The sequence below is a fragment of the Stutzerimonas tianxiuensis genome (assembly GCF_053470365.1).
The window spans coordinates 101096-125267 of sequence record NZ_JBPVWS010000014.1; the positions used below are offsets into that span (position 1 = coordinate 101096).

The 24172-nt window shown below is 60.1% G+C and carries 25 protein-coding genes; 12 read left to right on the forward strand and 13 right to left on the reverse strand.

What is annotated here, in order from left to right; genetic code table 11:
• Positions 1–45 precede the first annotated feature (45 nt).
• Positions 46–2001, forward strand: coding sequence for a DNA topoisomerase III (locus ACSSNI_RS17405; RefSeq protein ID WP_319300349.1), 1956 nt, complete (start codon positions 46–48; stop codon positions 1999–2001).
• A 7-nt stretch (positions 2002–2008) separates the two neighbouring features.
• On the opposite strand, the gene ACSSNI_RS17410 is transcribed toward ACSSNI_RS17405, so the two are convergent.
• Together ACSSNI_RS17410 and ACSSNI_RS17415 are read right to left on the reverse strand one after the other, a co-directional pair.
• Positions 2009–2323 carry a hypothetical protein gene (locus ACSSNI_RS17410; RefSeq protein ID WP_448259742.1) on the reverse strand — a complete coding sequence of 105 codons (315 nt, stop codon included), beginning with the start codon at positions 2321–2323 and terminating at the stop codon, positions 2009–2011.
• A complete protein-coding gene (locus tag ACSSNI_RS17415) occupies positions 2320–3015 on the reverse strand; it encodes an AzlC family ABC transporter permease (RefSeq protein ID WP_448259744.1) in 696 nt (231 codons plus the stop codon). The genes ACSSNI_RS17410 and ACSSNI_RS17415 overlap by 4 nt, the downstream gene beginning before the upstream one ends.
• 186 nt (positions 3016–3201) lie before the next feature.
• Between ACSSNI_RS17415 and ACSSNI_RS17420 the strand changes: the two genes are divergently transcribed.
• On the forward strand, positions 3202–4146 hold the full coding sequence (locus ACSSNI_RS17420; protein ID WP_448259746.1) for a class I SAM-dependent methyltransferase: 945 nt from the start codon (positions 3202–3204) through the stop codon (positions 4144–4146).
• A gap of 163 nt (positions 4147–4309) precedes the next feature.
• Here ACSSNI_RS17420 and ACSSNI_RS17425 read toward each other — a convergent pair whose 3' ends face one another.
• From ACSSNI_RS17425 to ACSSNI_RS17450, 6 genes are all read right to left on the reverse strand, one after another.
• The gene (locus ACSSNI_RS17425; RefSeq protein ID WP_448259748.1) at positions 4310–5584 is read right to left on the reverse strand and encodes a hypothetical protein; all 1275 of its coding nucleotides are present in this window, start codon (positions 5582–5584) and stop codon (positions 4310–4312) included.
• Between the two features lie 51 nt (positions 5585–5635).
• Positions 5636–6112 (reverse strand): curli production assembly protein CsgB, encoded by a 477-nt coding sequence (locus ACSSNI_RS17430; RefSeq protein ID WP_448259750.1) that lies wholly within the window; start codon positions 6110–6112, stop codon positions 5636–5638.
• Between the two features lie 88 nt (positions 6113–6200).
• Positions 6201–7037, reverse strand: a complete 837-nt coding sequence (locus ACSSNI_RS17435; RefSeq protein ID WP_102835835.1) for a CsgG/HfaB family protein — start codon at positions 7035–7037, stop codon at positions 6201–6203.
• Positions 7038–7054: 17 nt separating this feature from the next.
• Positions 7055–7465 (reverse strand): curli assembly protein CsgF, encoded by a 411-nt coding sequence (locus ACSSNI_RS17440; protein ID WP_448259752.1) that lies wholly within the window; start codon positions 7463–7465, stop codon positions 7055–7057.
• Positions 7462–7845 (reverse strand): curli production assembly/transport protein CsgE, encoded by a 384-nt coding sequence (gene csgE / locus ACSSNI_RS17445; RefSeq protein ID WP_448259754.1) that lies wholly within the window; start codon positions 7843–7845, stop codon positions 7462–7464. Before csgE ends, ACSSNI_RS17440 begins: the two co-directional genes overlap by 4 nt.
• The gene (locus ACSSNI_RS17450) at positions 7842–8492 is read right to left on the reverse strand and encodes a helix-turn-helix transcriptional regulator (RefSeq protein WP_159968772.1); all 651 of its coding nucleotides are present in this window, start codon (positions 8490–8492) and stop codon (positions 7842–7844) included. The genes csgE and ACSSNI_RS17450 overlap by 4 nt, the downstream gene beginning before the upstream one ends.
• A 236-nt stretch (positions 8493–8728) precedes the next feature.
• On the opposite strand from ACSSNI_RS17450, the gene ACSSNI_RS17455 reads away from it, so the two are divergent.
• The 4 genes from ACSSNI_RS17455 to ACSSNI_RS17470 all read left to right on the forward strand — a co-directional run bounded on the left by ACSSNI_RS17455 (position 8729) and on the right by ACSSNI_RS17470 (position 11813).
• Complete coding sequence (locus tag ACSSNI_RS17455) at positions 8729–9364, forward strand: LysE family translocator (protein ID WP_448259757.1); 636 nt, start codon at positions 8729–8731, stop codon at positions 9362–9364.
• Between the two features lie 100 nt (positions 9365–9464).
• Entirely contained in the window at positions 9465–9929 is a 465-nt protein-coding gene (locus tag ACSSNI_RS17460; protein ID WP_102835840.1) for a VOC family protein, read from the forward strand.
• Positions 9929–10753, forward strand: a complete 825-nt coding sequence (locus ACSSNI_RS17465; protein ID WP_448259759.1) for an aldo/keto reductase — start codon at positions 9929–9931, stop codon at positions 10751–10753. The genes ACSSNI_RS17460 and ACSSNI_RS17465 overlap by 1 nt, the downstream gene beginning before the upstream one ends.
• An 85-nt stretch (positions 10754–10838) precedes the next feature.
• The gene (locus tag ACSSNI_RS17470; protein ID WP_200638873.1) at positions 10839–11813 is read left to right on the forward strand and encodes an SDR family oxidoreductase; all 975 of its coding nucleotides are present in this window, start codon (positions 10839–10841) and stop codon (positions 11811–11813) included.
• Between the two features lie 26 nt (positions 11814–11839).
• On the opposite strand, the gene ACSSNI_RS17475 is transcribed toward ACSSNI_RS17470, so the two are convergent.
• On the reverse strand, positions 11840–12718 hold the full coding sequence (locus ACSSNI_RS17475; RefSeq protein WP_448259761.1) for a DUF6279 family lipoprotein: 879 nt from the start codon (positions 12716–12718) through the stop codon (positions 11840–11842).
• 202 nt (positions 12719–12920) lie between these two features.
• Here ACSSNI_RS17475 and ACSSNI_RS17480 point away from each other — a divergent pair, with 202 nt between their 5' ends.
• A complete protein-coding gene (locus ACSSNI_RS17480) occupies positions 12921–13112 on the forward strand; it encodes a hypothetical protein (protein WP_102835844.1) in 192 nt (63 codons plus the stop codon).
• Positions 13113–13118: 6 nt separating this feature from the next.
• Here ACSSNI_RS17480 and ACSSNI_RS17485 read toward each other — a convergent pair whose 3' ends face one another.
• The 4 genes from ACSSNI_RS17485 to ACSSNI_RS17500 all read right to left on the reverse strand — a co-directional run bounded on the left by ACSSNI_RS17485 (position 13119) and on the right by ACSSNI_RS17500 (position 15646).
• Positions 13119–13658 (reverse strand): hypothetical protein, encoded by a 540-nt coding sequence (locus ACSSNI_RS17485; RefSeq protein ID WP_448259763.1) that lies wholly within the window; start codon positions 13656–13658, stop codon positions 13119–13121.
• A 77-nt stretch (positions 13659–13735) separates the two neighbouring features.
• Positions 13736–14497: a substrate-binding periplasmic protein gene (locus tag ACSSNI_RS17490; RefSeq protein WP_448259765.1), complete on the reverse strand. Its 762-nt coding sequence runs from the start codon at positions 14495–14497 to the stop codon at positions 13736–13738.
• Between the two features lie 150 nt (positions 14498–14647).
• Complete coding sequence (locus tag ACSSNI_RS17495) at positions 14648–15370, reverse strand: RNA pseudouridine synthase (protein ID WP_448259767.1); 723 nt, start codon at positions 15368–15370, stop codon at positions 14648–14650.
• A gap of 96 nt (positions 15371–15466) precedes the next feature.
• On the reverse strand, positions 15467–15646 hold the full coding sequence (locus ACSSNI_RS17500; protein WP_019342315.1) for a hypothetical protein: 180 nt from the start codon (positions 15644–15646) through the stop codon (positions 15467–15469).
• A 372-nt stretch (positions 15647–16018) separates the two neighbouring features.
• Between ACSSNI_RS17500 and ACSSNI_RS17505 the strand changes: the two genes are divergently transcribed.
• The 5 genes from ACSSNI_RS17505 to ACSSNI_RS17525 all read left to right on the forward strand — a co-directional run bounded on the left by ACSSNI_RS17505 (position 16019) and on the right by ACSSNI_RS17525 (position 24031).
• Positions 16019–18361: a glucose/quinate/shikimate family membrane-bound PQQ-dependent dehydrogenase gene (locus ACSSNI_RS17505; protein ID WP_448259769.1), complete on the forward strand. Its 2343-nt coding sequence runs from the start codon at positions 16019–16021 to the stop codon at positions 18359–18361.
• An 88-nt stretch (positions 18362–18449) separates the two neighbouring features.
• Positions 18450–19286, forward strand: coding sequence for a CvfB family protein (locus ACSSNI_RS17510; protein ID WP_448259771.1), 837 nt, complete (start codon positions 18450–18452; stop codon positions 19284–19286).
• Positions 19287–20093: 807 nt separating this feature from the next.
• On the forward strand, positions 20094–21254 hold the full coding sequence (locus ACSSNI_RS17515) for an outer membrane beta-barrel protein (RefSeq protein ID WP_448259773.1): 1161 nt from the start codon (positions 20094–20096) through the stop codon (positions 21252–21254).
• Between the two features lie 42 nt (positions 21255–21296).
• Positions 21297–21830 carry a polysaccharide biosynthesis/export family protein gene (locus tag ACSSNI_RS17520; protein WP_148926573.1) on the forward strand — a complete coding sequence of 178 codons (534 nt, stop codon included), beginning with the start codon at positions 21297–21299 and terminating at the stop codon, positions 21828–21830.
• A complete protein-coding gene (locus tag ACSSNI_RS17525) occupies positions 21830–24031 on the forward strand; it encodes a GumC family protein (protein ID WP_148926572.1) in 2202 nt (733 codons plus the stop codon). Before ACSSNI_RS17520 ends, ACSSNI_RS17525 begins: the two co-directional genes overlap by 1 nt.
• Positions 24032–24172: the final 141 nt, after the last annotated feature.

Sequence of the window (24172 nt, forward strand, 5' to 3'; positions counted from 1 at the left end):
CTGCGCATGCTGTGCGTCATCCACGAATGATCTAGTGATGACCCGATGCGGCTGTTTCTCTGCGAAAAACCTTCCCAGGCCAAGGACATTGCCCAGGTGCTTGGTGCTACCCGGCGTGGCGATGGCTGCTGGGTGGGTGCGAGCGTTACCGTCACATGGTGCATCGGCCACTTGCTGGAAACCGCGCCGCCAGACAGCTACGACGCGCGCTACAAACGCTGGGTGCTGGCGGATCTGCCCATCGTGCCCGAGCGCTGGAAGATGCAGGTCAAGCCCAAGACCGCGAGCCAGTACAAGGCGGTCAAGCGGCTGCTGGGCGAAGCGAGCGAGCTAGTCATTGCCACTGATGCCGACCGCGAAGGCGAAATGATCGCGCGGGAGCTGGTCGAGCATTGCCGGTATCGCGGGCCGATTCAGCGTCTGTGGCTGTCGGCACTGGACGATGCCTCAATCCGCAAGGCACTCGGTTCACTGCGCGCGGGCGCGGACACCTTCAATCTGTATCAGTCGGCGCTGGGCCGTTCGCGGGCGGACTGGCTGATCGGCATGAACATGAGCCGGTTGTTCACCTTGCTCGGACAGCAGTCCGGCTATCAGGGTGTGCTGCCCGTGGGCCGCGTGCAGACACCAACGCTGCGGCTGGTGGTCGATCGCGATCGCAGCATTGCCGGCTTCGTGCCGCTGCCATTCTGGGCCATCGAGGTGCAGCTGCTGGGTGATGGCGTGCCGTTCACCGCGCAATGGCGAGCAGCGGACGATCGCTGCGATGATCAGGGCCGCTGCCTCGACCAGCACCTTGCGCAGCGGGCAGCAGAGGCCATGCGTCAGGCGGGGGAGGCGAGGCTGCAGAAACTCAAGACCGAGCGTATGCGAGAAGCGCCACCACTGCCGTTCGATCTCGGGACGCTGCAGGAAATCTGTTCGAAAAAGCTCGGGCTGGGCGCTCAGGAAACCCTTGATATCGCCCAGTCACTTTACGAAACCTACAAGCTGATCACCTACCCGCGCAGCGATTGCGGCTATCTGCCGTTGAGCCAGCATAGCGAGGCGCCCGCGATTCTTGCAGCGCTGGCCGGGGCTGACTCGACACTGGTCGCGCTCAAGCCGCATCTGGATCCGCGGCGCAAGTCGCGCGCCTGGAATGACGCCAAGGTAGGCGCGCACCACGGCATCATTCCTACCGCCGCGGCGCGCTCGCTGGAGCGGCTGACGGGCAAGCCGCGTGCTGTCTACACGCTAATTCGCGCTCGTTACCTGGCGCAGTTTCTGCCGAGCCACGAATACGACCGTACGCAGGCTGACTTCGATTGCGCCGGCGAGGCGCTGCGAGCGGTGGGCAAGCAAGTTGTCGAACCGGGCTGGAAACGCGCCTTGCCCGAAGCGCTTGCGGCCAGCCGTGGGCGACACGTAGATGCGGCGAATGCGTCCGCGCAAAGCTTGCCGGTGTTGCAACAGGGGCAGGTGTATCCGGTGGCCGATGTCGTGCTCAAGGACCTCTGGACCCAACCGCCCAAACCCTTCACCGAAGGCGACCTGATCAAGGCAATGAAGAACGTTGCGAAGCTGGTGGATGATCCCAAGCTGAAACAAAAGCTCAAGGACACCACTGGTATTGGCACCGAGGCGACCCGCGCGGGAATCATCCAGGGCCTGCTCGACCGTGGCTATCTGACCAAGCAGGGCAAGGCGCTGGCGGCAACGCCAGCGGCGTTTAGCCTGATTGACGCTGTGCCGCGCGCCATCGCCGATCCTGGCACCACGGCGATCTGGGAACAGGCCCTGGACATGGTGCAGAACGGTGAGATGAGCCTGGAAGAGTTTGTCAGCAAACAATCGGCGTGGATGAGCAAGCAGGTGGAGCGGTGCAAGGGCGTTCGCTTGAATATCACTGGCCCGGCCATGCCTGGCGGTCGCGGCGCGCCCTGGAAAAAGCGCAAGGGTGCTGGACGCAAAACGGCGCCGCGCAAGGGCCGGGCGGCCAGATCACCGAGCCCGGCGTGAGGCTCGTTTAGCTTCCAGTTAGAGACTGCAGCAGGTAATAACAGCCGCTACCCAGCACGGCTGTCATGATCAGGCCCAGCCGTGTTGCCACGGCGATGCCCGCGACCAGCGTCAACGCAACCCCGGCAGCCAATGGCGCCTTGGTGGCCTCGCTATAGAGGATGTATGCGGCGAAATTGATGAACACGGCGGTTGGTAGTACGCGTTCGAGTAGCCGCCGGGTTGTGTCGGTCAGGTCGATGCTGACGAATACCGGCAGGATGCGTACCAGGCAGCTGGTGGCGAATAAGGCCGCGATAGCCAGCAGTATGGAAGTCGTCATGCGCGCACCTTCGAAAGCACAAAAGTGGCGAGCAGCACGCTGGGGATCCAGAAATACAGCGGACCTAGTAGCAGGATCAGCAGCACGGCGAGTGCTGCACAGAGCAACACTGCCAACAAAAGGCGCGCTTTGCCTGCATCAAACTGTGGCAGCCGAGCACGCAACTGGCTGATCGAGAGATACATCAACACCACGCTTGCTGGAAACCCGAGGTTCAGGTCGACGTCGAGCCAGGCTGAAGGGATCAGGCGACCCATCAAGGCGCCCGCCACTCCGGCGATCACCCAGGTCAGGAAAAGGCTGCCGCGGATCATCGCCAGCTGAGCCCAGGAGTCCTGTTCGCGCTCGCTGGCATAAGCCTCGTCGCCGAGCATGTGAGCCAGCAGCGCGCGTGGTGCCCGGCTCCTGGGCAGGCGCGTTGCCGAGACGTAGGCAATCGGCAGATAGCGACTGTTGATCGAGGCGGTGAGCAGCAACATCGTGAGGAACCCGGCGCCGGAATCAGCCAGTGGTAAAACGGCAAACTGTCCGCTTCCGGTAAAACCCAGCAGGCCGATCAGGGCGACGTCGAGCGGGCTCCAGTCTGAGCGTCCGGCCAGCACGCCGAACAACAGGCTTACCGGGATGATCGCCAACGCAGCCGGCGCGACCCGGCGCAAGGCGTCGAAGGGGCGGTGTGCGGTGGCTTCCATGCAATGCTGTCCTTTTGCTCGCGCCATGGTGCGCTTATCGCACCGAGCCAAGCAGTCTAAACCCGCGGTCTTACTGTCGTCTCGCGTGACAGTGTTCATCGACATTGTTCGGTTCGACTGCTATCGGCTCAGCAGCGCCAGCGGTTCGCGATTAGAATGCGCGCGCCTTTTTTGAGACGACCGATCATGCAGCCCGACGCCCTCGCTACCCTCCAGCAGCACCTCACCCAAGCCCTGACCCAGGTGCCCGACGAAACCCGCCGGATATTTCACGGGCGAGGGCGCTGCTGGGCCGGGCTTGAGCACGTCACGGCGGACTGGCTGCAAGGGGTGGTATTGATCTCGCTGTTCCGCGAGCCGGCCGCATCGGAATTGGATGCACTGGTCGAGATGCTTTCTGTCCTGACGAGAGGACCAGCCTGGAAGGCGAGCGGGGCGCATACGCTTTTGCTGCAACACCGCTATCTGCCGGATAGCCACATGCAGCAGCTGCTGGGCGAGCCTATCGAGGAATGGCTGATCAGCGAGAACGGCCTGCGCTACAAGCTTGACCTGGGCATCAAGCAAAACAACGGGCTGTTTCTCGACATGCGTTACGGCAGGCGCTGGGTTCAGCAGCATGCCGCCGGCAAGCGCGTGCTCAATCTGTTCGCCTACACCTGTGGCTTTTCCGTCGCTGCGATCGCGGGTGGCGCTGAGCATGTGGTCAACCTCGACATGGCACGCGCCGCGTTGAGTCGCGGGCGGGACAACCATCGGCTCAACGACCATGACCTGAGTCGGGTCAGTTTCCTTGGCCATGAGCTGTTTAAATCCTGGGGCAAAGTGAAAAAGACCGGCCCCTACGACCTGGTGATCATCGACCCGCCGTCTTTCCAGAAGGGCAGCTTTGCGCTGAGCCGCGATTATCAGAAGATCCTCAGGCGTCTGCCCGAGCTGCTCACCGAAAGCGGGACGGTGCTGGCCTGCATTAATGATCCGGACACCGGCCCTGAATTTCTCGTTCAAGGCATGGCGACCGAAGCGCCAAAACTGGTGTTTCACGAGCGGCTGGAGAACCCGCCGGAGTTTCCCGATATCAACCCCGACAGTGGTCTCAAGGCATTGGTTTTCACCCGTCGCTCGTTATAGGCACAGCGATCCGAGTCTAGGGCTGAAGCAACGCCAACAGACATGCCCTGGCGCTGGCGTATGGTTTGGCGAATAGCGCCGGTGGCGCATATAGCCGGATTAGTCGACGTGGGATGGAAACGAAACTGCCGGCACACGGCCGGCAGTTTTGGCTGCTGCGACGTCAGTGTTGGCTAACAATCGCCATGTTGTTGAGACCTGCCTGGCTGATCAACGCGGTGTTGCCGATACCGCTCTGCATAACGTCTGCGGTGTGGTTGCTGCCGCTCTGCATAACCGTAGCGGTGTGGCTCTGGCCGTTCTGAACCAGGTCTGCCTCGTTGAAGAAACCGTTCTGGCTGACGCTGGCCACGTTGAGGTCGCCGTCCTGGTCGATGTCGACGTTGTTATTGACACCCGTGCTAGACCCGGTGATGCGGTTGCTGTCACCGTCCTGATGCGCCGCCAGGATGTTGCCGACGTCCGACTGGGAGAAGTTCAGCTCGTTGTATTTGCCCTGCTGCTCGACTTCGGCTTGATTGTAGCCGCCGCGCTGGTCGACCTTGGCGATCTGTTCGCGTCCGTTCTGGTCGATCGCGGCCGCGTTATCGAGGCCAGTTTGGTTGGCGGTAGCTGTGTTGCCATTGCCGCGCTGATCCAGGGTTGCCTTGTTCAGGTTGCCCTGCTGATACACGAAGCCGTTCTGATTGCTGCCGCGTTGGTCGACGTTGACTGTGTTGTATTTGCCGCTCGAGTAGGCGTAGGCCTCTTGATTGCGTCCGGCTTGATACACATCGGCGTTGTTCGCCGTGCCAATTTGCTCAACTTCGGCTACCGAGCCACTGCTCCAGGTCTGCACCACCTCAGCCATGTTCCGATCGCCCAGCTGATCGACCAAGGCGCGATCACCGGAGCTTAAAGTCTGGCTAAGGGTAGCCTCGTTGAGGTTGCCGTCCTGATACAGCGAACTCTTGCTGCCATTGACTGCGAACTGGTAGCTGGTCGCTGAGTTGTCGGTGCCGTCCTGCTTGGTGAACGCTTCGGCGCCATAGCTAACGCCCTGCTCAGTCTTGGCAGTGTTGCCCTGGCCGCGCTGGCGCTGTTCAGCGCTGCTGCCCAAGGTGCCGCTCTGGCTGACGCTGGCTTGATTCGCGTGTCCGTACTGCCACTGCACGGAGCGGCTGTTGAAGGCCAGGGTCTGGTTGACGTCCGCCTCATTAAAATTGGCGGTCTGGGTCTGCAGTGCGGAGGAGGACGAAGAGCCGGTCTGCTCGACCATTGCGTCGTTGCCCCAGCCGCTCTGCACCTGTTTGGCCATGCTGGAACTGCCGAAGCTTTGGGCTACCTCGGCAACATTGTTTACACCGTTCTGGCGCTGTTCGGACGTGTGATCGGCGGCCATAGCCTGAGCGGCGGCAACGGTCAGCAGGGCAGCTACAAGGGGTTTGATCTTGAACATTGTTGTATCTCCATGGAATGTTTTCAGCGGTACTTCCTGGTGGTGCTTTTTTCAGCGGTACTGGCGGACCAGCACGCTCAGACCCTGGCCATGCTGCGTGACGCTGCTGCTATGCCCAGTGCCGGTCTGTTCGATCAACGCGTTGTTGTATGCGCCGTACTGTTCGATGCGGGCCTCGTTGTAGCTGCCCGTTTGAACAATCAATCCGAGGTTGTGACTGCCTTGCTGCTCGATGGATGCATCGAGCGCATAGCCGCTCTGGAGGATGAAGGCTTCCAGTGCGTTGCCAGTCTGTGTGATGTCCCCGTTCAGGCTTTCGCCAGCCTGAGCGACGAGCGCCAGGTTGCGGGCGGGGATATCGGTTTTGGTTTGTGTCAGTGAGATCACTTGAGATCGGCTGGCGGCGATTTCGTCAGGCGCTAGGTCGGCCGAGGTCGAGAGATTGGATGCCTGGAGGGCAGAGCAGTTAAGCGCTGTCAGCATCAGCGGCACCAGCGCTTTGCGAGCAATCCTTTGCGCGTCGAACATCAGTCATCCTTGGTTAAGTCGCGGTAAGTCATCCTGATCTAAACCGCGATTTAACAAATCCATCTAACGGCTGAAACCGCTTCGTTTGCTAGGGGTTGGCCGGCGTGCTGAGGTACTTGGCCAACTGAGCGTCGACTGCCGGCGTGCTGTCGGCGGTTTGCCACAGACGACGGTCGACACCCTGAGCGATGAGGTGGGCGACGGCCGCCTCGATGGCTGACAGCACGCAGAGCTGCGCCGGTTCGTTGGTGGTGTAGCCGGCCTCGGCTTCGAGCAGTTCCTTGAATTCGATGAACTTGTAGACGTTGGCGCTGCGTCCGATGGAGTAGATGGTTTTGGTGGTCATCACGTTGGATAGCACCTGGCCGCTGCGTACGTCGATGGCGCGCAGATTGACTGTGACTTGATCGACCCGGTATTCCTGCGATACCCCAATACCCAGATAGCGAGCACCTTGCCCGCCACTGCGCACGTTGGTTTCGTAGGCGACGATGGCGCCTTCCATAATGATGTTGGCGGCCAGCAGCGATGGCAGTTCGGATTGAATATTTGGCGCCACGTCCGGTTTGGCTTGCGAAGCCCGAATGATCTTGCGCTCGGTCAGCACGTTCTGCAGGCCCTCACGCTCAAGCACGATAAACCAGCCGCTGGCCTGCATGGCATCGACCAGCATGCTCGCTGCACCCTGGGTTACCGCTGTGGAAAAGGAGGAGGCCGGGCTGGGCTTGTACTGACCGGTCTGATCGCGAAATCCGTAGACCGCTGCCACGAGTGGGCCTCGCGGGCGGGGCAGCTCAAGTAGATCCTGGTAGGTCGAGGTACGCGGCGTGAGTGTTGGGGTTTCCTGGTCTGCCGACATTGGCTCGCGTACGGCGCAGCCTTGTAGAACAGCCATCATCCCGATGGCTACAAATAGGCTTCTCATGGCCTTTCTCTCCCTGGTTATTGTCCAATGATGATTTCTGAGATTTCACCGGTCACTCGATCGGTAATTTCGACGATCAGTAAGCCAGCATCGCCGTTGTAGGCCCGAACGAAGAAGTCCGTGGTTGTGAGCGAACCGGTTTCGCCTGCTTGCGCATCCCTAAGCAGCTCACTCAGCAGGCTTGATTCCAGCTGACTGGTAAGGCGCTCCAGATCTGAAGGCCGCTCATAAATGGAGCGGTCGACCGCATCCGGATCCTTCTTGTCGTTCTGCGCCTGGGCACTGCCCAGCAGCCACGCACCGTTGAGGGGGCTGCCGCCAAACGATGGATTGACGGGGGTATAGACCAGTTCGGTGGCACTGAGGCCGGAGCTAAGCAGCAATCCGGCCAGGAACACGCCGGTGATTTTTTGTTGTGGCCGGTTCATAACTCATCCTTCGCGAGGTCAATGGTGTCTTCGAATAGTGCTTCGACTTTCCTACGATTTATCTCTTGCAGCACGAAATCCGCCGCTTCATAGGCGGTTTGCTCCATGTCACCGACGTTCGGTTGCAAAAAGCGGCGATACAGCGGCTGATTGTTCTGCTCCACCCAGACGAGAATTCCCCAGCGCGCCGAGGGGCGTTCCTTGACGGCCAGGTTGAAATCCAGCGCGCTGGTGTCGTTCAGACGTTCACAGAATTTGCGGTAGAACTCCTGTCCGGATCGGGAAACCGTGTTGTTGGTGATGAATCCCTTGAGTTCGGCTTCATCGGCACAGGCCTGGATGCTGAAAAGCAGCAGCAGGCCTAGGCACGCCGCCCTCATATACCGGACTCGCCGACGTGCCCCAGCACGAGCGACGCGCCCTGCGCGCGGTTGGACGCGCCCAGCTTGCCCAAGGCGTTATGGATATGACTCTTGATGGTATGGGTGCTCAGATGAAGGGACTCGGCGATTTCAGAGTTCGAAAGGCCTTTCCCGGCCAGCGCGAGAATTTGCTTCTCCCGTACCGACAGGTCGTCGATGGCGCGCGAAGCGTGGGTCAGCTGACGGTAGCGGCCCAATAGCTTTTCCATCAATGCTCGGGGTAGCCAGTCGCCGCCCTCAAGAATGACGCCGACTCCGCGGCTGAAGTTGGTGCGACTGGCGTTCGGGTAGAACACACCTTTGATCCATGGGTGCTGAACCAGCAAACGACGGGCCTGATCGACCGGGGCGTTGACCAGCGCCGTCGGCGTATCCCGCAATTGGCGAAGCAGGCGCAGGCATTCCTCGTGTGCAAAGCTGCAGACATCGAGCAGAACCAGATCAGCGTCGGTAATCCCTGAACGGAACATGTTGCTGCGAGTGAGGCGAGCCTGTGGGCAGCCCTGTAAATGCTGATGGAGCAGGGCGTCCAGTTCCTCGCTGTCGGACAGCAGGGCAAGACGAGTGGAGGAGGCGACGAGCACCGCAGTGGCTTCATCGAACATACGCATATCCTTTGCAATGAGATCTATCTAGGAGCGCCCGTGATCCTCGCGGGACTGGCGCTTTGACATTGTGTGAAGAAAGGTAGTTCAGAGACGTGACAAAAAAAAGTCGTAAACGAGAAGTGGTGCCTGTTTTCCGACGAGCCGCATTTGATAAACGCGTGTGGCCGATTGGCTTTCGAGAACAGACTGAACTAGATTTAATCTCCTTTTTTCAAATCGAGCAGAGCAGGTAAATGCCAGAGCCGACGTTTTGGTTAGTGTTCTTTTCGGCTGCGCTGGCGCTGAATGTGTCGCCTGGCCCCGACTTGCTGTTCGTTCTGTCGCGCACGCTGTCCGGCGGCAGGCGGGTCGGGGTGGCCTCGGTATGTGGCGTCTGTAGCGGAGCGTTGGTGCACGTCGCGGCCGCTGCTCTGGGGATCTCGGCCATCATGGCCACCTCGGCGTTGGCCTTTGCTGTGGTCAAGTACGTGGGGGCAGCTTATCTGCTTTACCTCGGTGTTCAGGCGTTGCGCTCTGCCGGAGCCACCGCATCGTTCCACCTCGAAGCGGCGCCGAAAGTCAGCGTTTGGCAGGCTTATCGGCAAGGCATCCTCGTGGATGTCCTCAACCCGAAAGCGGCCATTTTCTTCATGGCATTTCTGCCACAGTTCGTTCGACCCGACCATGGTGCTGTGGCGCTGCAATTGTTGATATTGGGTGTGCTGGTGGTGCTAGTGGCGGTCGTCGTGGAATGCGCCATGGTGTTCTTGGCGGCTCGGGCAAGTTCGGCACTGCGCAGTAACCGTCGTTTGAGTCTTTGGCTCGACCGTGTACTCGGCTCGGTGTTGATCGGACTGGGTATCCGTCTCGGATTGGCTGAACGGGTGTAAGCAACAGGCCCATGCATGGGAACGTCAGCGCCTGTTTCGGTCTGAAGGGTATGCGGTGCGCTTTTCGTAGACGCAGCCGCAGCAACCGAAAGGAGTGCTCATGTCTCGGTACAGCAAGAACACCACGTCCAATCTGATTCCCTGTCTGCGCTATCGGGATGTGCCCGCGGCGCTGAAATGGCTTTGCCAGGTCTTCGATTTCGAGCAGCAGCGTGTGATCGAAGATGCGCAGGTCGGCGTCATTCATGCCCAGCTCAGTTTCGGCAGCGGCATGTTGATGGTCGGGCCGGTAGCGGATTCGGAATACGGCCGCCAAGTGAAACAGCCGGATGAGGTGGGAGGCCTCTCTACTCAGAGCATCTATGTGATCGTCAACAGTGCCGACGCCCTTTATACCAAGGCCAAGGCGGCCGGCGCCGAGATCGTCATCGAGCTCAAAGACCAGGATTACGGCGGGCGTGGTTTCAGTTGTCGCGACCTTGAGGGCCATTTGTGGAACTTCGGCACCTATGATCCGTGGGCCGAGCCGGTCGCCGAGCAAAACGCCCCGCAAGGAGACTGCTGATGCGTAGCCTCAAGCTAGCCGATGGCGCCAGCGTTCCCTTGGTTGGGCAGGGCACCTGGCACATGGGCGAGAATCCCCCAGAGCGTGGCAATGAGATCGCTGCGTTGCGGCTGGGTATCGAGCTGGGCATGACTCTGATCGATACCGCGGAGATGTACGCTGAAGGCGGTGCCGAAGAGGTGGTCGGCGAGGCGATCCGCAGCTGCCGCGACCAGGTGTTTCTGGTCAGCAAGGTCTACCCCCATAACGCCAGCCGCAAGGGTGTTCCTGAGGCCTGCGAGCGCAGCCTGCGTCGTCTCGGTACAGACTGCCTCGATCTCTACCTGTTGCACTGGCGCGGCCAATACCCGCTGGCGGAAACGGTTGAGGCGTTCGAGCGTTTGAAAGAGGCCGGAAAGATTCGCCGTTGGGGCGTATCGAACCTGGACCTGGATGACATGCGCGAGCTGGATGCGCCGGACTGTGCGGTCAATCAGGTGCTCTATAACCCTCAGGAGCGTGGCATCGAGTTTGATCTGTTGCCCTGGTGCCAGGCGCAGGGCATTCCGGTCATGGCTTACTGTCCGCTGGGGCAGGGCGGAGGTCTATTGCGTCATCAGGCCATACTCGACATTGCCCGGCGGCATGGTGCGGAACCTGCCCAGATTGCGCTGGCATGGTCGCTGCGCCAGCCGGAGGTGCTGGTGATTCCCAAGTCATCAAACCCAGCTCATGTGCGACTTAACGCCAGCGCAGCGGAGCTGACATTGAGCGCCGACGACCTGGCGCTTCTCGACAAGGCTTTCCCGCCGCCCTCCCGATCCCAGCCTTTGCAGATGGTCTGAAACTTAGCGTCGCGCGTGGCGCGGGGGAATGTTTGCCTCGCCGCGGGTGTCAGCTTATGACTGACAGCAAACCGGAGAAGCGAACATGAGCGAATCCAGACTCGACGGCGTGGTGGTGGTCATCACTGGCGCCTCCAGCGGTATTGGCCGTGCCACAGCGCAAGCCTTTGCGCGGGAGCAGGCCCGAGTCGTCCTGGCGGCGCGTGACGAGGAGGCGTTGCACGAAGTGGCTAATGAATGCCGAGCCCTGGGCGCCGAGGCACTGGTGGTGCCGACGGACGTGACGCGCAGCGATTCGGTCGAACAGCTCGCCAGTGCGGCGGCCGAGTTCGGTCGAGGCCGTATCGATATCTGGATCAACAACGCCGGGGTTGGTGCAGTCGGTGCTTTCGACGAGACGCCGCTGGATGCCCACGAACAGGTCGTGCAGACGGATCTGATCGGCTATCTGCGCGGTGCTCATGTCGTTCTACCGTATTTCAAACAACAGAACGGCGGCGTGCTGATCAACACGCAGTCGGTGGGCAGTTGGGTGCCGCAGCCGTACGCAGTGGCCTATTCGGCAAGCAAGTTCGGACTGCGCGGCTTTTCCCATGCGCTGCGGGGCGAGCTGGCGCGGTGGCCGGGAATCCACGTCTGCGATGTGTACCCCTCGATGGTGGATACCCCCGGTTTTCGGGACGGTGGCAACTTTGCAGGCCGCTCGCTGCAACCGCCGCCACCGCTTTGTGATCCGCGCCAGGTGGCCGAGGCGATGGTCAGTCTCGCCCTGCACCCGCGGCACACAACATCGGTGGGGCTGACTGCTACGCTGCTTCGTTTTGCGCACTTCATCATGCCAGGTTTCGATCGGTTGTCGGGGCTGCTCACAGGCGCGGCGTTGGGGCGTGCCGAGCGTGTCGCGCCGTCGGCCGGCAATCTCTACCATCCCGCGCTGGGTGAGCGACGCATCGATGGTGGCTGGCGCAGCGACGAGAAAAGTCAGCGTGGTTTGTTATTGGCGGGTGGCATTGCCGCCGCGGGCTTGGTCGGACTGCTGCTGGCAAGTCGACGCCGTTAGCACTTCTTCGTGCCGGCGACGGCTAGTCAGTCAGCCGTTGCCGGTAAGCAGTCCAGAGAGCCAAGATCGCGCCTCATGTCCTGCAGGCGCTCACTGATATGACGACGCTGGGTTGCGTCGGCCGTGTCGTACAGGTCGACAATCAGGTCGATTGTGGCTTGTTCAACGGCCGGAAAGGCAGCTCGATAGGGCGCGGTCCAGTAGACCTCGCGATCCTGGAGCAGTCGAGCAATGCGCTCGTCAAAGTTTGCCTGGTCCCGGTTGCGCACGGCATCGACCATTGAACGCTGCCATTGCGCTCGGTTATCGAGCCAGAGCTGATTCTGCTTGTTGAGCGCCTCAGCCCACTCTTGGATGCGTTGGCGTTGAGCCGCAGTGACATTGCCAAGCCATTGCTCGACGCGCTCTTGCATGCGGTCGGTGCGCTTACCGACTTGCTGATCCAGCGGCGGTTTCAGGTATTTGTCCTCGCGCTCCTGGCGATCTCTTTCGAACTGTTCGTTCAGCTCCTCTACCTGCCTGTCATCAAGGTCGCGAAGCAGTTGAACGGTGGTCGGTGTGATCTCCAGCGCGATCGTTTGAATTGCCTTCTGGGCGATTTCGTAGTGCTCCCGGAGCGCGGGTTCATCCAGCGAACCCTGGCGAACCTGTGCCTGTAACTGCTCGATGAGATCCAGATAGCCAGGCAGCTGAGTACGGCAGTGCCAGCTGATGTGCTCGCGCAGCTGCTCACGAAAGCGCGTCTGCTGGTCACGGTTCATGTCCAGATAATCGTTGAGCGACCAGGGAATCAGCAGGTCCAGATTTCGGTAAGCCAGATTCATGCGGCTGCAGCCGGTAAGCACAACGGCACACGCCAGCAGGATCAGAATCGTTTGTCGTACAAGCGCCTGACTGATCTGCATTGCAGCCCTCGTCTGGTTGTGTCGAGATGTCTGAACAGGTTTTGGTTGCGCTGTTCAATAGAGCCGCAAGCGCCCCGTCAGTTCGAGACGAAACAGCAACGGCTTGTTTTTCTGCGAGAAAATGCTCGAGGTTGTGGTCCTAGCTCAAGGGAGCAGCGCAAGCGCGGCGCTCTAACGTTGAGAGTTACTAGCGGAGGTGGATATGCAACGCAGGATCAAGCATCTGACCGGAGACGAAGTACCTCAGGGCTGGCGTCCAACCTGGGTCACCTGTTGGGTGGTCGAGATCGATGGCCAGACGATTGCCGGGCCGTACGCCACTGAAGCCGAAGCGCAGGCGGTGCTGGATGGGGAGCAGGACCCCAAGATCTCGCAGACGCCTACGCCGCAGTGATGGTCGTCAGAGGCACCGATTAACGCACGGGTCGTCTCTTTCCGGGAGTGGAGGAGGCGGCTCGACGAGCTGGGAAACCAGCTCCAAGGCTTTGTCGAACGAAGGATAGCCGCTCTGCGCAACGTCTAGCCCGGCGTAGGCTTGGCGATATTGTTCGGCTTTGACGGCGTTGCGCTCATTCAGCAGGTAGGGATCCTGATAAATCTTGTAAAGCAGCGCCACCGCGTGCGGGTGACCCTTGGCGCGGGCCTGTTCCAGCAAGTGCAGGACCTGCTCGGCTTGGGGGCCCTGACGGATCAGCAGGAGGGCCTGGTAGAACTCGGTCTCGCCACGATCATCAAGCCGAGCGCTGCGCTCAAGTAGCGCCTCGGCGAGTTCATAGCCATTTTCATCGCCGATGGAAATCAGAATCTTGGCCTGCAGCAGGTCGTTCTGGTAGAGCAACCGCTCAGCGCGGCAAGCGCTATCGCTTCCAGGTTGATCACATGGCTGTGAGGCGCAGCCGCCCAGGACAACGAGCAGTCCGATCACCAGTGCGTTCTTCATTGCTGCCTTATTCTCTTGATTGTTTAGTGGGTCAGCGCGTGTTCTGACCTGTGTGTTTCGTTTCTGTTCAGCCTGTTTCAATGCGCGGCGGCAATGGGCTGCAGTCCGTAACGGAACAGCAGGATCTGCCACTCGGGGTTCTGTGGCAAGGTTTCTAGAAAGTGGTCGAGGTAGCTGATGACAGGCTGACCAAGGGTGTCGGCGATCCACACGCGGCGATTGAACTGATACAGCGGCATGTTCGAGACGTATAAATCTCGAAGCATTTTTTCTTTGCGGTAGTAGAGCAGGGCAGAGCGCGGGATCAGCAAGGTGCTGATACGACCCGACAGCAGCTTCTCGAGGTTTTGCAGATCGCCCTGGGCGTCCTGGCGTTTGATTGCACCGCTGGCGATATCCGCTTCAAGCCCTTCGTATCGGTGACCCAACACGCCACCCAAGACCAGGTTGTCTAGCGACGCGGGGTTCTCGTACTCAACGGGCGCGTCGGGTAATGAGACGAAGTCTTGCTGATCTGTCAGTAGCGGTTCCGACCAGGTTCCGTCAGCGGTCTGCGCGGCTGTGAAAAAGCTCGGGGTAGCCCATAGCAGAATGCCGGCCCGCTTCCGCTCCAGGCGCTTGTCCACACGCTTGCGCGGCAATTTGACCAGCTCGAAGCGAAAGCGGTAATCATTGGCGGCGTTGTTGTTGAGCAGTTCGACGAACGCCTGCGATAGCCCCTGGGCATCATCGAGAACGAACGGTGGCGAAAAATGATACGTCCACACCTCGATTCGTTGCTGGGCTCCGCAGACCGAAGGCAACAGGACGAGCGTCAGCAACAGGACGAGTCTGTGCATGGCGAACCTTTATCTCGGGATGGCGAGGGGCGCGATCAGGGCCTGTGACGACGGCCTGCAGCTGGCTTTGTTTTCGTTGCCATCAACATCAGCATAGTTCAGCGGCCGCAACGCGTGAGCAATCAGGGTTATGCAAGAGACGGCTTTAGGCTAGAAGCGTTCATGTTCGCCGAGAAAACGCCACTCTCCGACCGGCAGCTTGGCCATCGACAGACGGCCAATCCGGATTCGCTTGCAGCTGATCATCTGCAAGCCGATGGCTTCGCACAGCTGCCGCAGATCGCCGGCTTGCGGCGACTTGAGCACGATGCGTAGGCGGGTCTCGTTCTGCCAGCTGGCTTTGGCCTTGGGTAGGACCTTGCCACGATGGCCGATGCCCTTGCCCAGCAACGCCAGTCCGCCTTCCTCGGGCTCGCCAGCGACTTCGACGATGTACTCCTGCTCTAGCGTGTCGCGTGGATCGGCCAGTTTGCGGATCACCTCGCGTTGCTGGCTGAATACCACCAACCCGCTGATGTCTTGCTCCAGCGGCAGAATGGCAGTCTGGCGCGCAAAGTGGCGTTCGCGGGGCGCCAGGCGTGAGCCATCGCCGCTCCAATGGCCGGCATCGGCAAGTTGCTTCATCGCATCGCCGGGTTCCACTGCGGTGGGCTGGCCGGCTGGCTTGTGCCGCAACAGCGTGACCGGTGGCAGTTCGGCCGCGGTGGCGCCGGGCAGCAGCTCGATGCGCTGCTCGCCTACCTTGAAATAGGGGGCTTCGATAACTTGCCCGTCGACGCTGACCCAGCCTCCCTCGATATACAGCTCGGCCTCGCGCCGGGAACAGCCGATTTGCTCGGCGAGGCGTTTGGACAAGCGTATCGGGTCAGTCATGGTGAGCTCGGGTACTTCGGAAGGGGAAACCTGGCGAGCCACTGCAAACGGCTAAAAGCAGTGGGGGCTCGCTTAGTAGGTCGGGTGTTGCGGAGATTACTTCTTGCTGATGGTGATCTGGCGCGACGGGCCCTGGGTCTGGCCGCTGACCCCGTTAGGGATCTTTTGTACTTCGCCGCCGGCCTTTAGAAAGGCTGCCATCTGGCTGGCCAGCGATTCGCTGGTTTCACTGGCGGGTTCGGGTTTGCGCTTGGCGGTGGTGGTCTTGGAGGCCATCGTCATCTGGTTCCTTTGGTCAGTCGAACCGGACATTATACAGATCTGGCTAAATTTTGTTCGATTTTTCGCTTGACTCGATTTTCTCTACCCGCTTGCTACCTGGCTCAGGTTCGCCTGGCTCGTTGCCGTAGCCTGTGTTCGGCAGCAAACGGATCGGCGGCGGATGCGTTAGCAGGCTTGGGTCGCCCGCACGCACATGTCTTCGATTTTTCCCCTCCCCCGGGAGCATTCTCGTTCACATCCGGTCCACACACTATCGGGTCTGGCGAAGCGGCGGTCTGCCACGACACGAAGACAAGGCAGGGGACGCTCGCGGCAAAGTATTTGTTTCGTCATCTCCAGCCCCATCAATGGAATAAGGAGCGGAGAGTGGCGGTCGTCATCAGTGCAATCCTGTGCATCATCCTGGGCCTGGCGCTTGCCGTCGGTGGTTCGAAAATCATCGCGCTCGGCGGTACCTGGTATTTCGCGATCCTCGCAGTCGGCTTTCTGTTAACCGGCGGATTGCTGTGGGCTCGGCGTCGCGCGGCGCTTTGGGTTTATGCACTGGTAATGCTCGGTGCGCTGGGTTGGGCCATCTATGAAGTGGGCTTCGACTGGTGGCAGCTGGCCCCCCGCGCTAGCATCATCGGCCCACTTGGGTTGTGGTTGCTGACGCCCTGGATCGCCCAGCGACTGGGTTGGCAGCACTTCGGTGCGCGCGCCTGGGGCGGCAGCGCCATCCCGTTGATGTTTGCCGTGGCGCTTTGGGGCGCGACTGCTATTCATGCCTTGAGCACTGACAGCAACGATATAAAAGGGATGCTGCCGCCTCCTTTGGCTGCTGCGCCGGCGGCGGAGGTGAATACCGCTGACAATGTGCCGGCCAGCGATTGGCATGCTTACGGCCGCACCCAGCATGGCACGCGCTATTCACCGCTCGAGCAAATCACGCCAAGCAACGTCGATCGGCTGGAAAAAGTCTGGCACTACCACACGGGTGACATGCGGCGCCCCAGCGATCCAAACGAGACCACCTACGAAGTCACGCCGCTCAAGATTGATAACAGCCTCTTTATCTGCACGCCGCACAATTTCGTGATTGCGCTGGATGCGGAGACCGGCGAAGAGCGCTGGCGCTTCGATCCGGAGGTTCCGGACTCTACCAATCGGCAGCATCTGACGTGCCGCGGGTTGTCTTATCACGCCAGCGAGACCCCGGTAGAGGGGCAGGCCTGCCAGCAACGTCTCTTCATGCCGACTGCCGATGCGCGGCTGATCGCGCTTGATCCGGATACCGGAAAGGTGTGCGAATCGTTCGGCGAAAACGGTGCTGTGAATTTATGGAAAAACATGCCGAACATCACCGAGGGCTTCTACTACTCGACGTCGCCTCCCGTAGTCGCGAACGACTTGGTAATCGTCGGTGGGGCAGTTAACGATAATGTTTCGACTACCGAGCCATCCGGTGTGATCCGCGCTTATGACGTCATTACCGGCGAGCTGAAGTGGAACTGGGATCCGGGTAATCCAGAACAGACCGCGCCTATGGCGCCGGGCGAAACCTATAGCGAAAGCACGCCGAACAGCTGGAGCATCTCCAGCGCTGACGAGGAGTTAGGACTGGTATTCGTGCCGATGGGCAACCATGTTCCGGATCAGTGGGGCGGCAACCGCAGCGAGAACACCGAGCGTTTCGCTTCGTCCATAGTCGCGCTGGATCTGGAAACCGGGCAGCTGCGCTGGGTCTTCCAGACTGTGCATCACGATCTGTGGGACATGGATGTGCCGGCGCAGCCAAGCCTTGTGGATATCCAGACCGAATCTGGCATGGTCCCGGCACTCGTACAGCCCACCAAGCAGGGTGATATCTATGTCCTTGATCGCCGTACCGGTGAGCCAGTGCTCCCCGTGCGTGAGGTTCCAGCGCCACAGGGAGCAGCGAAGTGTGACTATGCTGCGGCAACTCAGCCCGTTTCGGCGCTGTCGTACGAGCCGCCCAAACTGCAGGATTCCGACCTGTGGGGTGCGACGTTCATCGATCAGATGATGTGTCACATCCAGTTCAACTCGTTGCGTTATGAGGGGCGTTATACGCCGCCATCAACTCAGGGCTCATTGGTCTATCCCGGGAATTTCGGGGTGTTCAATTGGGGCGGGGTGGCTGTCGATCCGGTTCGGCAGATGGTCTTCAGCGCACCGTCGTACCTGGCTTTCACCTCAACGCTGATTCCGCGCGAGAACGACGAGAAGACCTACGTTTCCGATAGCGAGCCGCACCTGAACGAAAATTTCGGGGCCCCGTTCGCGGTAGAACTCAAACCATTTGTGTCACCGATCGGTCTGCCTTGCACCGCACCGCCATGGGGTTATGTGGCGGGTGCCGACCTACGCACGGGCAAAACCCATTGGCTGCGCAAGAACGGTACGGTCCGCGATCGTGCACCGGTCCCGCTGCCGTTTGAAATGGGTGTGCCGAGCCTCGGCGGGCCAGTGATCACCGCAGGTGGCGTGGCGTTCCTCTCCAGCACGCTTGATTACTACGTGCGTGCCTATGACGTCACCACTGGCAAGCAGCTCTGGCGTGCACGGTTGCCTGCCGGTGGCCAGGCGACGCCGATGACCTATCAGAGCCGTTCGGGACGTCAGATGGTCGTGGTCGTTGCCGGTGGTCACGGATCGCTCGGCACCAAAGCCGGGGACTCGGTCATCGCCTACGCACTGCCGCAGTAAGGGTTATCGCGTGGGCGCCATAGCGGCGCGCACGCGATAAGCGGGTGGCCTGCTAGAATCGCCACCTTCGACCCAGAGGAATCGTTACATGGCCGCAATCGGGCGCTTCAATAGTCTGCAAATCGTCAAGCACACCGGTTTCGGCCTCTATCTGGATGGTGGTCCGGATGGCGAAATTCTGCTGCCCAACCGCTACATTCCGAAAAACACGCCTACCGAGGTTGATGACTGGCTGAACGTCTTCATCTACCTGGACAGCGAAGACAAGCTCATAGCAACGACCGAGAAACCCAAGGTGCAGGTCGGCGAGTTTGCCAGTTTGAAGGTCGTGGAGATCAACCGGATCGGGCTATTTCTTGACTGGGGGCTGCCCAAGGATCTGCTACTGCCGCACTCGGAAGAAAAGCGGCCACTTAACGAAGGTGACTACTGTGTCGTGCACGTCTATCTCGACAAGCACACCCGTCGTATTACCGCCACGGCGCGCCTCGACCGTTATCTGGACAAGACGCCTGCGCGTTACAAGGTCGGCGAAGCCGTTGATCTGCTGGTGGTCGAGCCCACCGATCTCGGCCACAAGGCAATCATCAACGGCAAGCACTGGGGGCTGATCCACAAGAACGAGGCCTTCAAGTTCCTGCGTGGCGGTATCCGCGAGAAAGGCTACATCAAGGAAATCCGGCCTGATGGCAAGATCAGCCTGAGCCTTCAACCAGTGGGCAGCGAGGCTGCTGATGCACTGCAGGCGTTGATTCTGCAAAAGCTGCAGGAAAACCAGGGCAGCCTGCCCGTCAGCGACAAGACCGCCGCAGATGAAATCGCGCGGCTGTTCGGCGTCAGTAAGGGCAACTTCAAGAAAGCCATCGGTGGCTTGTACAAGCAGGGGCGCATCATTATCCATCCCGACCGTATCGAGCGAGCCTGAGGTGTGCGGGCGGCCCTTCAGGGTCGCCCGTGCCAGTTACTTTGGCATTCCTTTCCCCCTGTTTTGCCCTGCGCCCAATCATGAATCGACGTATCGATTTGCCGACCCCTCTAGCGCGGGTTTTTGAGCACCTCGCTCATCTGCCAGGTTTTGGCCTGTCTCGTCTGATCAAACACTAGCCGCTGCCACTCATCCCCGTCGCACTCGTCCGAGTTCCCATATGGAACTCGTTCATATCAGGCTGGGTCCAGAAAGGGTCGCTGGTGCTTTACAAGGTGCGTCGAGACGGTCGACTGGATGTGCCCGCGAGACGCTGAGCGGCGCAACGAGACATGACAGGCGTCTGAGCGGTGCTGTTCCGAGTAGAGGCTTGGGCTGTTTCTTATTCCCCGTTGCAGTACAGCTCATGTGCGCCTGCATGCTGAGCCTTGATTCAACGGTGTGATGACAAGCTGGGGCCGCGCCGCACGTCTACATGCTTCCGTGCCAACAACAAAACCTAAGCTAAGGTCAGATTAAGCCGTTGTCCGTCCCTGGGTCGAACGCTTGACGCGGCTCACCTGTGGATGTTGACAGGATGTTTCGCCTCGGGAGCATTTCTCCGGGGCGGTAGCTTGCACGAACCGGCCGGATTAGAGCCGGTGCGAGATAAAAGCTGTTGGCGCCGGAAAAGTGCCCTGCTAAGCGAATGTGCAACTGTCTGGGATATTTGCGGTCTGTTGCGTGTCTATGCCTCCTCACAGCAGCCAGGCGACGCAGCCAGAGGGTAGGTATGCACCACAATTTATCTCCGAGAAGGGATTCTATATGAGGAAGATCACACTTCCATGCTTGCCGCTACTGTGTCTTGCAGCCACTCAGAGCTGGGCACAGGACGACGAACCCCGGTACATACAGCTGGGAGGGTTCGAGTTCACTCCGACGCTGGTTGTGCGCGAAAGCTACGACGACAACTACCGCGGTCTGTCGGACAACGAGCAGGCATCCTGGGTCACCGGTATTAATCCAACGTTCGTGCTGGGAACCGGTAATCGCAACAGCGAGTATGAGCTTGAATACTCGTTCAACAGCGATATCTTCCATTCGGATTCCGAAGCCAGTAACACCGACCATCATCTGCGCCTCAGAAGCGCCATGGAATTCACTTCCCGGCATCGCCTGACCTGGGGTCTCGCCTACCACCGCGTGGAAGAGACCGCCGACACCGAGATCAACACCGAGAACGACAAGTACAGCACCGCCGTTGCCCAGGCTGCTTATCGCTTCGGTGCCCGCACGGCTCGCAATCAGCTGGAATTCGGTACGCACTACGAGCAGCGGCGCTACCACAACAGCGGCAACATCAACGCGTCCGAAGAACGCAACAGCCTGATGTTCAACTCAGTCTGGTTCCATCGTCTGGGTTCCAAGACGCGCTCGCTCATTGAGATACGCCATACCGATCACGACTACAAGCTAAGCAGTGCGCTGCGTGACAGCACCAACGTGGCGTTGCTTGGCGGTGCGACCTGGGATGCCGGCGCGAAGACCTCCGGCATGTTCAAGCTTGGCGCCGAGCGCAAGGACTTCGATAGCGATCAGCGTGAAGACTCCACCAGCCCCATGTGGGAAATCGGCGTCACCTATAAACCCCGTAGTTACTCGGCGTTCACGCTCAATTCCCGTCGCGCCTTCGACGAGGGTGACAACGGTGCCAGCACCATTAATGACTGGACGACGCTCGCCACCTGGGATCACGAGTGGACCTCGCGTGTATCGACCGAGCTGCTCTACCGCTTTTCCGATCGCGAGTACAAAGGTATCAATCGAGACGATGAGCGCAGCGGCTACGGTGCCGGCGTGACCTGGTCGCCAGACCGCTGGGCCGACGTGACCCTGTCATATCTCAGAACGGAAAACGACTCCAGCCTGAGCTCGAGGACCTTCGACCGAAACGTTTACTTGCTGAGTTTCGACCTGAGCCTTTGAGGCCGGGTAGGACGTTAACCAGTGCCTAAGGAGGAGCCGACCATGCGCATCCCGAACATTTTCAAATTCTTTTCCGTGCTGCTGTTGCTGGCGCTAAGTGCCGGCGCCAGTGCTGCGCAATACCAGCTGGGCTCGGGGGACGTCATTCGCATCAATGTGCATGGTGAACCGGACCTGACCTTCGAAGAGATTCGTCTGACAGACGCTGGCACTTTCACCTTTCCCTTCATTGGTGAGGTGGACGCCAACGGCAAAACCCCAGGTGAAGTGCGCAACATCTTGGTCGAGAAGCTGAAGGATGGCTATCTGGTCGATCCGCGCGTATCGGTATCGGTCGCCAACTACCGCGAGTTCTACATCGCCGGTGAGGTAAAGCTTCCAGGTGGCTATCCGTTTCAGCCCGGCCTCACGCTTGACCGCGCCATCGCGCTTGCTGGCGGGCTGACCGAGCGTGCCTCGACCAAACGCATGACCATCGTGCGCGGCTCGCAAGGCAGCCGCGCGGAAGAGAAAGCCACCATGAATACCCTGGTTCGCCCTGGCGACACGATCAACATCGATGAAGGATTCTTCTGATGAATAGCCCAGTTCGCCCGGATCGACCATGGCAGCGCCCCGCTGGGCCCGCGGCTGATAGTGATTTCATAGATCTGAAAAAAATCTGGCATGCAATCTGGTCGCGCAAGTGGGGGATCATACTCCTCGTGGCGGTCGTCGCGGTGCTGACCGTTTTCCTGCTGTCGCGCATGACGCCGATCTACAAGGCTGTCGCCACGGTGCTCATCGAGAGCAAGGGCACGCCGGTGTTGTCGTTCCAGCCGGCAGCCGATACCCCGGTTGAGCTCAGCGAGTATCTGCAGACACAGCTCAGCCTGATGCAGAGCCGGGGCGTTGCCGAGCGCGTCGTCCGCGATCTGAATCTGACCGAACACCCCGAGTTCGATCTGCGACAGCAGCCGGGCCCGCTGGTCGATGTTGGCGCTCTGATCGATATGGTCACAGGCGAAGAGCCAGAGCCGATCACCGAAGCGCAGGTCATGGATTACGCCACCCAGCAGTTCATGGAGCGTACGTCAGTGTGGGTCGAGGGCAAGAGTCAGCTGGTTTATCTGTCCGTATCCATGGCGGATAACCTGACTGCCGCTCAGGCCACCAACCGGTTGGCGCAGGCCTATATCGAGGCGCAGCTGGAAGCGAAGGTCGACATGTCGATGACGGCTGCGAGCTGGATGAATGAACGCCTGGTTTCGCTGCGTGAGAACCTGCAGGCTTCGGAAGATCGCCTTCAGGCCTATCTCGATGCGGAAGGGCTGGTCGACCTCGATGGTGTAGGCACTATCAGCGCCAACGAGCTGTCGCTTACTGGTGATCGCATGATCGATGCGCGTCGTCAGCGTGCCGAAGCCGAAAGCCAGTACCGCCAGGTCGAGTCCATGCGCAGCCAGGGCTGGGAGCGTCTGGCCAGCGTGCCGGCCGTTCTGGGTCATCCGCTGATCCAGCAGTTCAAAGCTGACCAGGCCCATGCCCGTTCGCGTGTCGAAGATCTTTCGCGTCGCTACGGCAACCGCCACCCGGCAATGGTTTCTGCTCGGTCAGACCTCAATGCGGCCACCGCCAGCCTGAAACAGCAGGTCGAGCAGGTCGTCGCGAGCATCGAGCGTAACTATCAGCTGGCCGTCGCCAACGAGAACTCCTTGAAGGCTTCCTTCGACGAGAACAAGGGCCGGATTCAGGATATTTCCCGCAAAGAGTTTAAGGTGCGTGACCTGCAGCGTGAGGTCGAAAGTGATCGTGCGCTCTACGACACCTTCATGACCCGCCTGCAGGAAACCACCGCAACCTCGGATCTCAGCTCTACAAATGCTCGGGTAGTCGATGCAGCCATCCCGCCAACCGAGGCCAGCGCGCCAAACAAGAAGCTGATCTTGGTGGTGGCGTTGTTCCTGGCACTGGTGCTGGGTATCGCCCAAGCGATCATCCGCGAAATTCTCGACAACACCTTCAAGAGCTCTGAAGAGGTCGAGTCCAAGCTGGGTCTGCCTGTCATGGGTATCGTCCCGCAGGTGCCACGCAAGCTGCGCAAGGAAGTCAGCCATCTGTTCGAGCGCAGCGGTGACAAGCGGTTCTGCGAAGCGGTACGGACCATCCGCACCAACCTGCTACTGACTGAGGCAAGCCAGCCTCGTCAGGTACTGGTGATCACCTCGACCGCACCGGGCGAAGGTAAGAGTTCGGTATCGGCCAACCTCGCGTTCGCCATGGGCCAGCTGCATCGCGTGCTGTTGATCGACGCCGACTTGCGTCGTGCGACCCTCGACAAGGCGTTCGACTTCAAGCCGGGCACGCCGGGCCTGGTGAACCTGATCGGCGGCAACGCCAAGCTTGAGGAGTGCATTCAGACCGTTGGCAACGTCGACATGATCGCTGCCGGTGCGGTGCCCTCCAATCCGCTGGAGCTGCTGTCTTCACCGCGTTTCGCCAAGCTGCTTGAAGTGGTCAAGGGTCGCTACGACCGCATCATCATCGACTCGCCGCCGAGCCAGGCGGTCAGTGATGCGGCTGTGCTGTCCACGCTCGCTGATGCGGTGATCTACGTCGTCAAGTCCGACAGCACGCTGATCCCGCATGTGCAGAAAGGGGTGAGCCAACTGCAGAACAGCAATGCACCGGTCACCGGCGTGGTACTCAACTACGTCGATATCGAGAAAGCCAAGAAGAACGGTCAGTTCCGTGGCTACTACGACCATTACGGATACAGCGAGCCACAAACGGTCTGACGACCGGCTCGTCAATCCATTACCGGGGTGTGTCCAACCATGCGATGGACCCACCCCGGATTGACTATCTGCCCAAGCGAAGAATTTGCGCCATCGGCCACCGAAAAGGGTCGCGCCGAGGCACGCCTGTATCAATGTATG